Source organism: Enterococcus sp. (assembly GCF_032555305.1).
Classification (GTDB): domain Bacteria; phylum Bacillota; class Bacilli; order Lactobacillales; family Enterococcaceae; genus Enterococcus_A.
Genome location: NZ_JAWGOQ010000018.1, coordinates 60,449 through 74,352, shown reverse-complemented (window position 1 = coordinate 74,352; position 13,904 = coordinate 60,449). Strand labels below are relative to the sequence as shown.

Sequence of the window (13,904 nt, the reverse complement as noted above, 5' to 3'; positions counted from 1 at the left end):
CAGGGTTCGGAAACTATATTTATGAACCGTACCAATGAAAACTATTATTCTTACTATTGAAATAGGAGCAGTTGCATGAATACACAAGAAGCACTTCAACAGATTAGAAACGCACCACTGAAGCCGATCTATCTTGTGACAGGGACAGAGGACTATCTGATCCAAGAAATCCGTCAGGCCTTTTTAGAACGAATGAAGAAGGACGATCTGGAGGAATTGAATTTCATGTCTTTTGATATGGAAGAAAGCGGGCTAGGTGCAGTGATTGACGAAGCCGAGACGCTACCGTTTTTTGGCGATTATCGTTTGATCTTCGTTGAGAAGCCATACTTTTTAACCGGTGAAAAGAAAAGTAATGTTCCGGAACAGGATACCGATGGTTTAGTCGATTACTTGAAAAAACCATTAGATACCTCGATCGTGGTTTTTTGGGCGAATTACCCTAAGCTTGATGCTCGAAAAAAAATCACGAAGGCTTTGAAGAAAACCGAGGTAATAGATGCCGCACCATTGCAAGAACGAGAGTTGCGTACTTTCCTACAGCGCTATATCAGCAATGAGAATGTTAAAATTTCCAAGGAAGCCTTTGATCTGTTTCTGCGATTAACCGATTTTGATCTTTCGAAAGCGATGAATGAAATCGAAAAATTGTTGTTGCTTGCCGGTAGCGGTGGGACGATCACGCTTCAATTAGTTCAAGATCTAGTCCCTAAAACGCTAGAGCACAATATTTTCGAGCTGACTGAGCAGATCTTGAAAGGCGACACAGCAAAAGCTTATCAAACTTACGAAGAATTGCACTTGCAAGGCGAAGAAACGATCAAGTTGACTGCAATTTTGATTGGCCAGATCCGTCTGCTGCTGCAAACGAAGCTTCTACAGAAAATCGGTTATCAGCAGGCTAATATTGCAGAAACTTTAGGGATACATCCTTATCGAGTAAAATTAGCGATGCAGCAAGTCGCCAAATTTCCTCTAAGTTTACTTGTCTCAATGTATGACGAATTGGTAGAAAATGATTATCAAGTGAAGACGGGACAGGCTGAAAAAGAATTGAACTTCCAGTTATTTATTCTAAAATCGACAGAGCGTATAAAAAAATAGAATTTTTTCTCACTTTTCTTCTATAATTATCCAATTATTAAAACTAGTATGACGATCCCGTCCTGCTAGTTTTTTGTTTTATTTATCTGATAATTCTAAAAAAACAATGCTAAATGAAAAGCTTTCTCAATTAGAGTCGTCAGAACTCAAAAAACAACAGAAAAACATGTTTTATTAAAAAATTAACGAATAAAAATCCCGATAAAATGTTCATTAATTCACAGTTTTGAGTTATGATAAAAGTGGCAAACTTCTAATATTTAGTTAAAGTATTTTGCTTAGCAGTAAAAAGTACTTTTGTTCTTAACAGAATAATTGCCAATTTATTTTGGCTTTATTTATACAAAATCAGATAAAAAGGAAGGATGAACAACATGACACTAGCAAAGATCGTTTATGCAACTAACACAGGCAACACAGAAGGAATCTCTGAAATTCTTGAGGACGCTTTTGAAGCAAATGGAATCGACGTAGAACGCGTTGATGCTGATGATGCGGAATCAGATATTTATGAAGATGCAGATATCTGTGTCCTAGCTACCTATACTGATGGAGATGGCGAGATTCCATTCGATTTAGAAGATTTCCATGAAGAACTGCCGGAAGAAGATCTATCAGGAAAAGTTTATGGTGTAGTAGGAAGCGGAGACAGCGAGCTGTACCCAGATTATTTCTGTCATGCAGCGATTGCATTTGATGAAGCTTTTGCTAAAACAGGTGCGACTAAAGCAGCCGAAACAGTGAAAATTGAAAACGAAGCAGACGATGATGACGAAGAAGTATTGAAGGCTTTTGTTAAAACGCTGATTGACGCAGCGGAGTAAGGAATCACATTGAAAGAACGGAGTGAGAATTTGTTTAAAGTATTAGAACGCAAGGAGCTGGCACCAACTGAGTTTGAAATTTTGGTTGATGCACCGCGAATCGCCAGTAAAGCGCAACCAGGGCAATTTGTGATCTTGCGAATCGACGAATACGGTGAGCGTATCCCGCTGACTGTCGTTGATACGGACAAAGAAGCGGGTTGGGTACGCTTAATCTTTCAAGTGATCGGCAAATCGACAGCCCAGCTCGCTACTGTTATGGCTGGTGAAGCCCTGACGGATATTGTAGGCCCCTTAGGTAAAGCTACAGATATTGAGAATTATGGTACCGTTCTCTTGGTAGGAGGCGGTGTTGGAATAGCAGCGTTGTTCCCGATCGTTAAGGGATTGAAGGAAGCAGGCAATCGTGTAATCACTGTCCTCGGGGCGAAGAATAAGGATTTATTGATTCTGCAAGAGGATTGCGCGAAGTATTCCGATGAGCTGATTCTAATGACTGATGATGGCTCCTTGGGACAAAAAGGGTTGGTAACAGATGCAATGGAGGAAGTTTTCAAGCGTGAAAAAATTTCGATGGCCTGGGCGATCGGACCGAGTATCATGATGAAGTTCTGTACTCTCACTGCACAGAAGCATGAGGTGCCAATCTATGTTTCATTGAATCCAATTATGATCGATGGGACAGGGATGTGCGGCGGCTGTCGGGTGACAGTTGGTGACTCCATTAAATTCGCTTGCGTGGATGGACCGGAATTTCTAGGCGAAGAAGTCGATTGGGATGAGTTTGTCAATCGGATGCAGCAGTATCGTCCGGAAGAATTACTGGCTAATGAAAGATATGAAAAGCAGGTGAGTTCAAATGGCTAAACGCAGCTATACTAAAACCCCGATGAAGGAACAAGCACCAGAAATCCGCAATCAGAACTTTGATGAGGTAGCATTGGGCTATACATTGGAGGAAGGACAGCTTGAGGCAAGTCGCTGTCTGCAATGTAAAAACGCTCCTTGTATTACAGAATGTCCAGTTATGATTGACATTCCTGGTTTTATCAAAGCGATTGAAGAAGGCGACATGCCGTTAGCCTATGAAATCTTAGGCCGATATACGAATTTACCAGCGATTTGCGGACGTGTTTGTCCACAAGAAAAACAATGTGAAATGGTTTGCCGTTTAGGACGCTCTAAGAAGTTTGAACCAGTGGCTATCGGAAAGCTAGAACGATTAGTTGCAGACTGGGCGCTTCATCAGCCATTTGAATACAAAGAAGTCAGCGGCGATAAAGGTCGAGTAGCGGTTATTGGTTCAGGACCTTCTGGACTGACCACTGCTGGCGACCTTGCGAAACTAGGCTATGATGTGACAGTTTACGAAGCGTTGCATTCGCCAGGCGGCGTTTTGACTTATGGAATTCCTGAGTTCCGTTTGCCGAAACGTATTGTTAAGCAAGAAATTGAACGTATTGTTGCGCAAGGTGTGAAGATCGAAACAAACGTTGTCGTTGGTAAAACAATCACTATGGATGAAATCATTGAAGAATTTGATGCCTGCTACTTATCAGTTGGTGCAGGTGCACCAAGATTCCAAGGAATCAAGGGAACATCACTAAATGGTGTTTATTCATCCAGCGAGTATTTGACTCGCGTCAATTTGATGCACGGATATCAATTTCCTGAATACGATACCCCTGTTCAAAAATCTAAAAATGTCGTTGTCATTGGCGGCGGAAATGTTGCGATGGATGCAGCACGATCAGCCAAACGTTTAGGAGCAGACAAAGTATCGATCGTTTATCGACGTTCTGTTGAAGAACTGCCTGCTCGTGAAGAAGAATACCATCATTCAGTTGAAGAGGGGATCGAATACCACTGGTTAAGCAACCCAATCGAATACATGGACGATGGTAATGGCCGATTGACAGCTGTTAAATGTGTTCAGATGGAATTAGGCGAACCAGATGAATCTGGTCGTCGCCGACCGATCGTGATCCCTGGCAGTGAATTCATTATTGAAGCAGACACCGCCATCGAAGCCATCGGACAAGGGGCCAATAAAGTTTTATTAGACACATTCCCTGAACTGGCACTGAATAAATGGGGCTATATCGATGCGGATGAGGAAACGTGTGCGACTTCGATTCCGGGTGTTTTTGCTGGAGGAGATATCGTTACAGGGGCAGCAACCGTTATTTTAGCTATGGGTGCCGGAAAAATTGCAGCAAATGAGATTGATCAATACATTCAAAAGACAAAGCAGGAGCAATTGGTTTAAGCGAGGTGCAAATGATGAAAACTATGAAAACAATGGATGGAAACACAGCAGCAGCGCATATCTCTTACGCATTTACTGAAGTTGCCGGAATCTATCCGATCACTCCTAGTTCAACGATGGCGGAAGTCGTTGATGAGTGGGCAGAACAAGGTCGCAAAAACATTTTCAATGAAACAGTAAAAGTTGTTGAGATGCAATCAGAAGCCGGTGCCGCTGGAACGGTCCATGGTTCCTTGAAGACAGGCGTTTTAACCACGACTTACACAGCTTCACAAGGTTTGCTATTGATGATTCCAAATATGTTTAAAATTGCTGGTGAACTATTGCCAACGGTTTTCCACGTAGCAGCACGTGCGGTATCCACCAATGCGTTAAGTATCTTCGGCGATCACAGCGATGTGATGGCTGCCCGCCAAACAGGCTTTTGTATGTTGGCTGAAGGCGGCGTTCAAGAAGTGATGGATTTGTCCGCGGTAGCTCATTTAGCGAGTATCGAAGGCAAGTTGCCATTTATGAATTTCTTTGACGGTTTTAGAACCAGTCATGAACTCCAAAAAATCGAAGTGATTGATTACGATGATTTGAAGGCGATGATGAACTGGGAAGCGTTGGCTGATTTCAGAAGATTAGGGATGAACCCAAATCGTCCGAATGTTTCTGGTACGGCTCAAAACCCGGATATTCACTTCCAGCAAAGAGAAACAGTCAATCGCTATTATGATGAAATGCCAGCGATTGTGCAAAAATACATGAAGAAAATCAATGATCTGCGCGGTACAGATTATGATTTGACGAATTACTATGGTGATCCAGAAGCCACAGAAGTAATCATCGCGATGGGATCTGCTTCACCTACAATCCAGCAAACAGTGGATTATTTGAACGCCAATGGCCGCAAAGTCGGATTCCTTGATATTCATTTATACCGTCCATTCCCAGCTGAAAACTTGTTGGCGAAATTACCGGCAACAGTTGAGAAAGTAGCTGTTTTGGATCGTACAAAAGAACCTGGATCAGACGGCGAACCATTATTACTGGATGTTCAAAGTGTGCTTTATCGTCATACGAATCGTCCGATTGTTATCGGCGGTCGTTACGGAATCGCCTCTAAGGATGTGACTCCAGACCAAATCGTAGCAGTCTATGACCATCTATTGTTACCAGCTGCTGATATGAAACAACGCTTTACTATCGGGATTATTGATGATGTGACGAATCTATCCTTGCCAATGGGTGAAGTCTTAGATTTGACACCGAAATCAACCTTCCAAGCAAAATTCTGGGGACTTGGTTCCGATGGGACTGTTGGTGCCAACAAACAAGCAATCAAGATCATTGGTAATAATACAGATTATTATGCGCAGGCGTACTTCTCCTACGACTCTAAGAAATCAGGCGGGCTGACGAATTCTCACTTGCGTTTCGGGAAGGAACCGATCCTTTCTACTTACAATGTAGAAGCAGCTGATTTTGTTGGCTGTCATAACAGCGCCTATATTCATCAATACGATTTAGTCAAAGGCTTGAAAGATGGAGGAACCTTCTTGCTGAACACTGTTTGGGATGAAGAGAAAGTCAAACAATTATTACCAAGCCGGATCAAACGCTATTTGGCAGAGCATAATATCAATTTCTATATCATCAATGCGATGGAGATTGCTCAAAAAACTGGCTTAGGCGGCCGTATCAATCAAGTGATGTCGACAGCTTTCTTCGAATTGACGGATATCATGGATCACGAAACCTACTTGCCACTGCTTAAAGCAGAAGTAGATGCTGCCTATGGTAAAAAATCTAGAACGATTGTTGAACGGAACTGGCAAGCGATTGATGCAACAGTAGCGGAATTGAAGAAATTTGAAATTCCGGCTGAATGGGCTGAAATCGAAGTACAACCGTTGTTTAATGGAAAAAGCCAAGATAAACCAGAATACATCCGTAATATTCTTGAACCAATCAATCGTCAAGAAGGCAATCAGCTTTCAGTGAATGATTTGATCGAAAACGGCATGCTAGGTGGTGTAATGCCTTCTGGTACAGCAGCTTATGAGAAACGCGGAATTGCTTTGGAAGTTCCTGAGTGGATTCCTGAAGCTTGTACGATGTGTAATGAATGTGCCTTTATTTGTCCACATGCGGCGATTCGTCCATTCCTAGCTGACGAAGAAGAGATGGAAGCGGCACCTGAAGGCTTTATCACTCGCGACATGCGTGGAAAAGACGGCTTCAAATATCGTATCCAAGTTTCATTGGAAGACTGTACTGGTTGTGGGCTTTGTGTTGAAGCTTGTCCTGCGAAGGAAAAAGCATTAGTCATGAAGTCTTATGAAGATCAAAAAGAACAAGCAATGAACTGGGCGTTCGCCATGACATTACGTCAAAAAGAAAACCCAGCGAAGAAATTCTCTGTTAAGGGTTCTCAATTTGAACAACCATTGCTTGAGTTCTCAGGAGCCTGTGCAGGCTGTGGGGAAACGCCTTATGTGAAACTGTTGACTCAATTGTTCGGTAATCGCATGATGATCGCGAACACTACTGGCTGTTCTTCAATCTGGGGCGGTTCAGCACCAGCGACACCATATACTGTTGATAAAGACGGTCGCGGTCCAGCATGGAGCAATTCACTATTTGAAGACAATGCTGAATACGGCTTGGGAATGCATATGGCGAATGAAACTAAACGAAATCGCCTAGCAAACAAAGTTACGGCAGCACTTGAAAAGGGTATTGGCTCTGAGGCTACGAAAGTTTTACTGCAAGACTGGTTGGATCATATGGCTGAAGGTGAAGGCAGTCAGCAACGCGCCGCTAAATTACGCGCTGTCTTAGGTCAAGAAACAGATGAAGACTTGCAATCAATTCTTGCTGATCATGAGATGTTTGCGAAACCTAGCCAATGGATCATTGGTGGTGACGGTTGGGCTTACGATATCGGCTTCAGCGGAATCGACCATGTCTTAGCTTCTGGTGAAGACGTAAATATCTTAGTAATGGATAATGAAGTTTATGCCAATACCGGCGGACAAATGTCGAAAGCTACGCCATCAGCAGCAATTGCGAAATTCGCTGCCGGCGGTAAGAAGACGAAGAAGAAAGATCTTGGTATGATCGCTATGACTTACCGCGATGTTTATGTTGCGCAGGTAGCGATCGAAGCGAATCCAACACAAGCATTGAAGGCTATTCAAGAAGCGGAAGCTTACCCAGGACCTTCGCTAGTAATTGGTTATACACCATGTATCAATCACGGTATTCGTGGCGGTATGAGCAAATCAATCGAAGAATCTGTGAAAGCAGTGGAATCTGGATATTGGCCACTTTATCGTTTCGATCCAGTTCGCGCACAAAAGGGTAAAGACCCTATGCGTATCGACTTCAAGAAAACTGACTTCAGTAAGATGAACGCCTTCTTAGAAGGGCAAACACGCTTCTCTGCACTGCATAACATCAAGAAGGATGATGCTTTAGTAGAAGAAATGCTGAATCAAACAGTAGAAGATATGGAAGAACGGGCGAAAAGTTACGAGGAATTAACGAATAAATAAAAAGGTAGCGTCGGTACATTTTGTATCGGCGCTATTTTTTATGTGAGGGCAAATAAAAAAACCGATCAAATGATCGGTTTTTATTATTTAGCTAATTTTTTTGCAAGACGTGCTTTATCGCGGCTCGCTTTGTTTTTGTGAATCAAACCTTTTGATTCAGCCATATCGATGGCTTTAGAAGCTTCTTTGTAAAGATCGTTCATATTTTCAGCGCCAGCGGCAGCAGCTTCTTCAAATTTCTTAACAGTAGTACGCATTGCGCTCATTTGTGATGAGTTTTTAGCGTTAGCAGCTTCGCTAGTGCGAACACGTTTGATTGCAGATTCAATGTTTGGCATGGATTTCACCTCCGAATTCAGTCTTATACGGTTATAGCCGTACAATTCAACATTACTCATTATACATAAAGCAGCTTTTCAATGCAATAAAATCGTGACAAGTTTTTTTCCTTAACAGAAAATAAAAAAGAACAGCAGCATGAGCGGAGACAAAAAAGGCGCTTTATTAACGGTTATGCTATCATTGGAATGGAAATAAAAAAATTGGTGGTGCAACATGAGTATAGCTTTAGTTGTTACAATAACATTAGTGATGGGCGTAGTTTTTGTCAATGGCTGGACAGATGCGCCAAATGCGATTGCTACAGCAGTATCTACTAGAGTTTTGAAGCCAAATGTCGCTATCTGGATAGCGGTTGCGATGAATTTCTTCGGTGCACTGGTAATGACGTATTTCAATGCACAGGTTGCGGAAACAATCAGCAACATTGTAACCTTTGAAGGAGCAGGAAATGCCGCCCAGGTCGCCCTAGCTGCGTCTCTATTTGCTATTGTGGTATGGGCAGTGGCTGCCTGGTATTTTGGAATCCCTACCAGCGAATCACATGCACTAATTGCCGGCTTGACCGGATCAGCGATGGCGATGGGTGGATTGGAAGCGGTTAGCGGAGCTGAATGGACAAAGGTGATCGTTGGGTTGGTTGTTTCGACGATTATGGGTTTTGGCGGCGGCTGGATTGTTACCAAGCTGATCGTGCTGATCTTTCAAGGTGTTTCCCGAAGAATCGCCAATCACGTGTTTACAATCGGACAAGCGATTAGTGCTGCGATGAATGCTTTCTTACATGGAGCACAAGACGGTCAAAAATTCATGGGTGTCTTCATGCTTGGTCTATTCTACAATGATTTAGCTGAAAAAACTGGCAACGGCTTTGTCATTCCGCTGTGGGTCATGGTGCTTTGTTCATTAACTATGGGTTTAGGAACTTCTGTCGGTGGGATGAAGATCATCAAATCAGTAGGAATGGACATGGTTAAATTAGAACGGTATCAGGGATTTGCGGCCGATTTGAGTGCGGCCATTTGTCTATTTCTTGCTTCTGTATCTGGAGTTCCGGTATCAACCACCCATACAAAAACAACCGCGATCATGGGGGCAGGGGCAGCCAAACGCAAGTCGAGTGTCGATTGGAGTATCGTCAAAGAAATGATCAGTGCATGGGTATTAACATTTCCCGGCTGCGGTGCAATTGCGTTTATCATGGCAAAAATCTTTGTAGCAATTTTTTAAAAAGGGGATCAAACAATGGTTAGAAAAAAACAATTTGACTATTTTGGTAAATTAGAGCAAATGGCACAGTATTCTTCTGAATCAGCAGCCTTATTATTAGATTTGATCTTGGATTATTCGACCGAAAAATTTCTTGATAAATCTGAAGAAATCCATCGCTTGGAAGGGCTGGGGGACCGAATTTCTAAGGAAATCATGACAGAGCTTTATGATGCTTTTATTACGCCGATCGATCGAGAAGACATCGTATTGATCACGAATCGCTTAGATGATATCTTAGACGAACTAAACGCGACGACCTACCTATTTGAGAACTTACTCGTTTATACGATTCGTCCAAATACAGATCAATTTCTTCAGCTCATAGTGATAGCTACATCTGATGTGGTCAGTGCCACAAAAGAATTTGCTAAATTCAAGCACTCAAAAGTTTTAAAGCATTATATTGATCAAGTAAATGAAACTGAGTCAGAAGCGGATAAGTTATACAGCGCATTGGTGAAAAACTTGTTTGCGCATGAAAAGGATCCGATTGAAGTCATAAAATGGCGAGATATCTATAATCATCTTGAAATGATTACTGATGCTTGTGAAGCAGCCGCTGATGTAATTGAGGGATTGGTTATCAAAAATTCATAGCAAAAAATCAGGCAGGATCATAGGTGATCCTGCCTGATTTTAATGCGCAGCTTTATAGAGTGGACATGTGGTACATTTGGTTTCGTCTAAATGATTAAGTTCCTTCAGCGGCACCAGCATTCGTAAGCCGTTCAAGATCACTAAAATGGTGCTTCCTTCGTGACCAACGACGCCAAGGGGAAGGCTCAGAAATTGCATAAAATTGCTGGCAATCAGAATTGCGATAACAATTAAAGAGAAGACGATGTTTTGCCGCACGATTTGCTTCATTTTTTTTGCTAAGCGGTGACTATACATTAGTTTAGTCAGATCATTTTTCATCAATACCATGTCAGAAACCTCCATCGCGACATCTGTTCCTTCTCCCATCGCGATTCCGATACTAGCTGTTGCTAGAGCAGGGGCATCATTGATCCCATCGCCGACCATAGCATTAACGGTATAGTCTTCTTGCTGCTGCTTGACCAATTCGGTTTTATCGGCAGGAAGACAACCGCCGCGATAATCATCTAAGCCAAGTTGCTGAGCAACATATTTTGCCGCCCCAGGATTATCTCCGGTAAGCATGACTGTTTTCACATTTTGCTCATGGAAGTAAGAAATAACGTCGTTCGTGTAAGGTTTAGGCAAATCCATCAATGCAAGCAGAGCAATAATCTGCTCATTTCGACTAAGGACAACCACGGTTTTGCCTTCTTCGTGCCAGGTCTCAATCAATTGATGCTGTTGTTTTTTTGTAGGCTTTCCTAACTGCCAAACTTGATCAAGATAGGTCGTTTCTAATCCAAAACCAGCTTTCTCCTCGACTTGCAGAGAAAGCGCCTCCTCGTCTTTAAAGAAATTCGTGATCGCCACTGCTAAAGGATGGGTCGATTGTCGTTCCATCGAGTAGAACATTCGCGGAATCACAGAATCATCTGAAAAGGTTTTATAATCAGTTACACGGGGTTTTCCTTGGGTCAGGGTCCCTGTTTTATCAAATGAGATTGCCCTCAAATCCGATAGCTTCTCCAATGTTTTTCCCGATTTGAACAGAATTCCTTTTTTTGCGCCATTAGAAATCGCCGCCAGAGTTGCAGGCGTTGCTGAGGCAACTAAAGCACAAGGGGAGGCAACAACCAACAGAACCATTCCACGATAAAAGCTTTCAGTAAAGCTCCAGCCCAACAAGAAATGAGTGAGCAGGATCATTAATGGAACAGCAATCAGGACGATTTTGACATAAATATTTTCGATCTTTTCAATAAATGTCGCAGTCGCACTTTGCTCGTTTTGAGCATTTTCAACTAAGCGTAAAATTTGAGCGAATAAGGTATCACTGCTGCTTTTCGTAACTTCTAACGTAAAAGCCTGGCCCAAATTGATCGTTCCTCCGAAAGCTTCATCGTGCAAGGCTTTTTCCACGGGCACAGATTCTCCAGAGATAGCGGACTCGTCAATCGAAGATGCTCCTAACATTCGACCGTCAATTGGTACAGCTTGGCCTTTTGGTACGAAAACCAAATCCCCCAGCTTCAGTTCTTCCACGGGCACAGTGACATGTTCACCATTGATGATCTTTAAGGCTTCATTAGGTGCTACATTCATCAAAGCAGTAATTTCCTTCGTACTCTTGTTAGTAGCGTATTCCTCCAATGCACCGCTCAAGCAAAAAATGAAGGTCAGCATCGCACCTTCAAACCAGTTGCCAATCAGACAAGCACCGATTGCGGCTAGAGCCATCAATAAATCCACATTTAAGGTTCGTTCATGGATCAATTCATTCATTCCTTCATAGGTTTGCTTCCAACCACCGCTGATAATAGCCAGAACGAAAAAGAGGGGAAAGATCGATTGAGAAATCTCCATGAGAATTTTACCGACGATCAAAAATGTTAAACAGAAAAGGGTAGAGAGAAAAGCATTACGTTCTTTCTTACTCATCACTTTTCCTCCTTTCTCAAATAGTGCCAAGGTTCATAAACATAGACTCTACATATGCATTTTTTTGCTCAACTACATGGGAACTACGTTAAATCATTGGCTTTCTTCACCTTAATAATAGCACATTATCAATGGTAATTGATAATGAAAATAGCTAATTGAGAACGAAAGTAATTATCAATTAGAGATGAGAATGACTTTCATTAGTAGTTAAATGTGGGTAATGCTTTTATATAGGGAAAAACAGCGATTATTTTTCTTCTATTCTAATTTAGAATTAATTTAGATAAGTATTCAGCTATTTTTCAAAGTTTATTGTGAATGGCAAAAAGGGCGAAAATAAAAAGACCTGCAAAAATGCAGATCTTACATAGCGATTAGCCAATAGCCAATTAAGATAATCCCTAGAACGATTCGATACCATCCAAACACGGTGAAATCGTTTCTTTTGATGTAATCCAATAAGAACTTGATAGCGATGATTGACACAACAAAAGCTGTTACCATACCAACCAATAGAACAACAATTTCAGAAACACCAAAGGTATTGCCATGCATCAGGAATTTCACGATCTTCAAACCGCTGGCACCGAACATTACTGGAATACCAAGGAAGAAAGAAAATTCGGTTGCGACGAAGCGTGAAGAGCCAATGATAATCGCTCCAAGAATCGTTGCTCCTGAACGTGAGGTTCCGGGAATCAATGACAGTAGTTGGAAACCTCCGACAATCAAAGCAGCTTTATAAGTGAAATCGTTCAAATTTGTACATTTTGGAGCTACATTTTTGTGGCGTTTCTCCACCACAATGAAGGCGATCCCGTAAACAATCAACATGATTGCTACTGGTAAGAATTTGTGGAAATGAGCCTCCAAGAAGTCATCCAACGGCAAACCGATCACTGCAGCTGGTAAACAGGCTATGATCACCTTGAACCACAATGTCCAAGTATCTTTTTTCTCCTCATCTGTTTTACTAGGAGCAAAGGGGTTAAGCTTGCTGAAGTATAAAACCACCACAGCTAGGATTGCTCCTAATTGGATCACAACATTAAACATTTCGGTAAAAGCAGAACTCATATTCATTTTGATGAACTCGTCCGCTAAGATCAAATGACCGGTAGAAGAAATCGGCAACCACTCGGTGATCCCTTCGACGATTCCAAGAATAATTGCTTTAAAAATATTGGCAATAAGCATAGTATACGTCCTTTCAAATTAATAACAATAATTAGTATACCGTTTCACCATTGAAATGACCATCGAAAAAAGGCTAAGCTTTTTATAAGAAAAAAACTGCCGACAAATGTCGACAGTTCCAAATATTAGTCATCAATTTGATCAGAAATCATTTGACCCCGTTCCATATAACTAATGTCATTGATCGCGCGGATTGAAAATTCGCCGTTTTCATAACGCAGGCGGTTGATACTGCCATTCAACAAGTTTGCTCGAACAGGCTGTTTTGAATCAATCAAACTTAACAAGAAAGCAATTGTTAAGCCATGAGAAACGATCAAAACGTTTCCGCCGCCATTTTTTTCGCGATGTTGCGCGATGTCTTCAAAACCTTGCCATACACGCTCACGCAATTTTTCATATGGTTCTGCCCAGTTTGCTGTGTCAGCAGCGAACACGGCATTGGCGATTTCTTCAAAGCTCACTTCAGTAGCAAAGAGCTCATCTTCCGTTTTAAAATTCAATACTCGTGGCAAAACGCCCCACATTTCCGCGTCATAACCACCTTCTAATGAACCAAAACACCATTCGCGAATGCGTGGATCAACGTGATAGGGAACGTCTTTCCCATCAGGATGTTCGCCTAAAAGAATCCGCATCGTTTCAATTGCCCGACCAGAATCGCTTGAATAGGCCTCTTCAAATTTTGTGTCTTGCAAGCCTAAACCAACGTAATGAATACCCTCACGTCCGCTTTGAGTTAACGGTGTATCACACCAGCCTTGTACACGAGCCAACGTATTGAACATTGTTTTACCATGTCGAACAATATAAAGATTTGTTTCTGCCATA

General features: G+C 42.0%; 11 protein-coding genes. 7 read left to right on the top strand and 4 right to left on the bottom strand.

The features are described 5' to 3' along the window. The first annotated feature begins 75 nt into the window (after positions 1 to 75). The 5 genes from holA to nifJ all read left to right on the top strand — a co-directional run bounded on the left by holA (position 76) and on the right by nifJ (position 7,742). Positions 76 to 1,104 (top strand): DNA polymerase III subunit delta, encoded by a 1,029-nt coding sequence (gene holA / locus E6139_RS13890; RefSeq protein WP_316403667.1) that lies wholly within the window; start codon positions 76 to 78, stop codon positions 1,102 to 1,104. A 374-nt stretch (positions 1,105 to 1,478) separates the two neighbouring features. After that, positions 1,479 to 1,928, top strand: coding sequence for a flavodoxin (locus E6139_RS13885; RefSeq protein WP_316403666.1), 450 nt, complete (start codon positions 1,479 to 1,481; stop codon positions 1,926 to 1,928). Positions 1,929 to 1,958: 30 nt separating this feature from the next. Then, entirely contained in the window at positions 1,959 to 2,795 is an 837-nt protein-coding gene (locus tag E6139_RS13880) for a sulfide/dihydroorotate dehydrogenase-like FAD/NAD-binding protein (protein ID WP_316403665.1), read from the top strand. Next, entirely contained in the window at positions 2,788 to 4,197 is a 1,410-nt protein-coding gene (gene gltA / locus E6139_RS13875) for an NADPH-dependent glutamate synthase (RefSeq protein WP_316403664.1), read from the top strand. Before E6139_RS13880 ends, gltA begins: the two co-directional genes overlap by 8 nt. Positions 4,198 to 4,208: 11 nt before the next feature. Then, entirely contained in the window at positions 4,209 to 7,742 is a 3,534-nt protein-coding gene (nifJ, locus tag E6139_RS13870) for a pyruvate:ferredoxin (flavodoxin) oxidoreductase (RefSeq protein WP_316403663.1), read from the top strand. A gap of 83 nt (positions 7,743 to 7,825) precedes the next feature. Here the strand turns inward: nifJ and rpsT are convergent, their stop codons facing one another. Beyond that, the gene (gene rpsT / locus E6139_RS13865) at positions 7,826 to 8,080 is read right to left on the bottom strand and encodes a 30S ribosomal protein S20 (RefSeq protein ID WP_316403662.1); all 255 of its coding nucleotides are present in this window, start codon (positions 8,078 to 8,080) and stop codon (positions 7,826 to 7,828) included. 217 nt (positions 8,081 to 8,297) lie between these two features. Between rpsT and E6139_RS13860 the strand changes: the two genes are divergently transcribed. Both E6139_RS13860 and E6139_RS13855 read left to right on the top strand, forming a co-directional pair. Continuing rightward, positions 8,298 to 9,311, top strand: a complete 1,014-nt coding sequence (locus tag E6139_RS13860; RefSeq protein ID WP_316403661.1) for an inorganic phosphate transporter — start codon at positions 8,298 to 8,300, stop codon at positions 9,309 to 9,311. A 15-nt stretch (positions 9,312 to 9,326) separates the two neighbouring features. Beyond that, entirely contained in the window at positions 9,327 to 9,950 is a 624-nt protein-coding gene (locus E6139_RS13855; RefSeq protein ID WP_316403660.1) for a DUF47 domain-containing protein, read from the top strand. Positions 9,951 to 9,989: 39 nt separating this feature from the next. Here the strand turns inward: E6139_RS13855 and E6139_RS13850 are convergent, their stop codons facing one another. The 3 genes from E6139_RS13850 to E6139_RS13840 form a co-directional block, all read right to left on the bottom strand. Beyond that, positions 9,990 to 11,873, bottom strand: a complete 1,884-nt coding sequence (locus E6139_RS13850) for a heavy metal translocating P-type ATPase (protein ID WP_316403659.1) — start codon at positions 11,871 to 11,873, stop codon at positions 9,990 to 9,992. A 366-nt stretch (positions 11,874 to 12,239) separates the two neighbouring features. Continuing rightward, positions 12,240 to 13,073: an undecaprenyl-diphosphate phosphatase gene (locus tag E6139_RS13845; RefSeq protein ID WP_316403658.1), complete on the bottom strand. Its 834-nt coding sequence runs from the start codon at positions 13,071 to 13,073 to the stop codon at positions 12,240 to 12,242. Positions 13,074 to 13,198: 125 nt separating this feature from the next. Continuing rightward, entirely contained in the window at positions 13,199 to 13,903 is a 705-nt protein-coding gene (locus E6139_RS13840; protein WP_316403657.1) for a histidine phosphatase family protein, read from the bottom strand. Position 13,904: the final 1 nt, after the last annotated feature.

Coding starts and splice junctions, on each gene's coding strand:
- E6139_RS13860 (WP_316403661.1), top strand. CDS start 8,298: ATGAGTATAGCTTTAGTTGTTACAATAACATTAGTGATGGGCGTAGTT.
- E6139_RS13885 (WP_316403666.1), top strand. CDS start 1,479: ATGACACTAGCAAAGATCGTTTATGCAACTAACACAGGCAACACAGAA.
- E6139_RS13855 (WP_316403660.1), top strand. CDS start 9,327: ATGGTTAGAAAAAAACAATTTGACTATTTTGGTAAATTAGAGCAAATG.
- E6139_RS13850 (WP_316403659.1), bottom strand. CDS start 11,873: ATGAGTAAGAAAGAACGTAATGCTTTTCTCTCTACCCTTTTCTGTTTA.
- nifJ (WP_316403663.1), top strand. CDS start 4,209: ATGATGAAAACTATGAAAACAATGGATGGAAACACAGCAGCAGCGCAT.
- rpsT (WP_316403662.1), bottom strand. CDS start 8,080: ATGCCAAACATTGAATCTGCAATCAAACGTGTTCGCACTAGCGAAGCT.
- E6139_RS13845 (WP_316403658.1), bottom strand. CDS start 13,073: ATGCTTATTGCCAATATTTTTAAAGCAATTATTCTTGGAATCGTCGAA.
- holA (WP_316403667.1), top strand. CDS start 76: ATGAATACACAAGAAGCACTTCAACAGATTAGAAACGCACCACTGAAG.
- E6139_RS13840 (WP_316403657.1), bottom strand. CDS start 13,903: ATGGCAGAAACAAATCTTTATATTGTTCGACATGGTAAAACAATGTTC.
- gltA (WP_316403664.1), top strand. CDS start 2,788: ATGGCTAAACGCAGCTATACTAAAACCCCGATGAAGGAACAAGCACCA.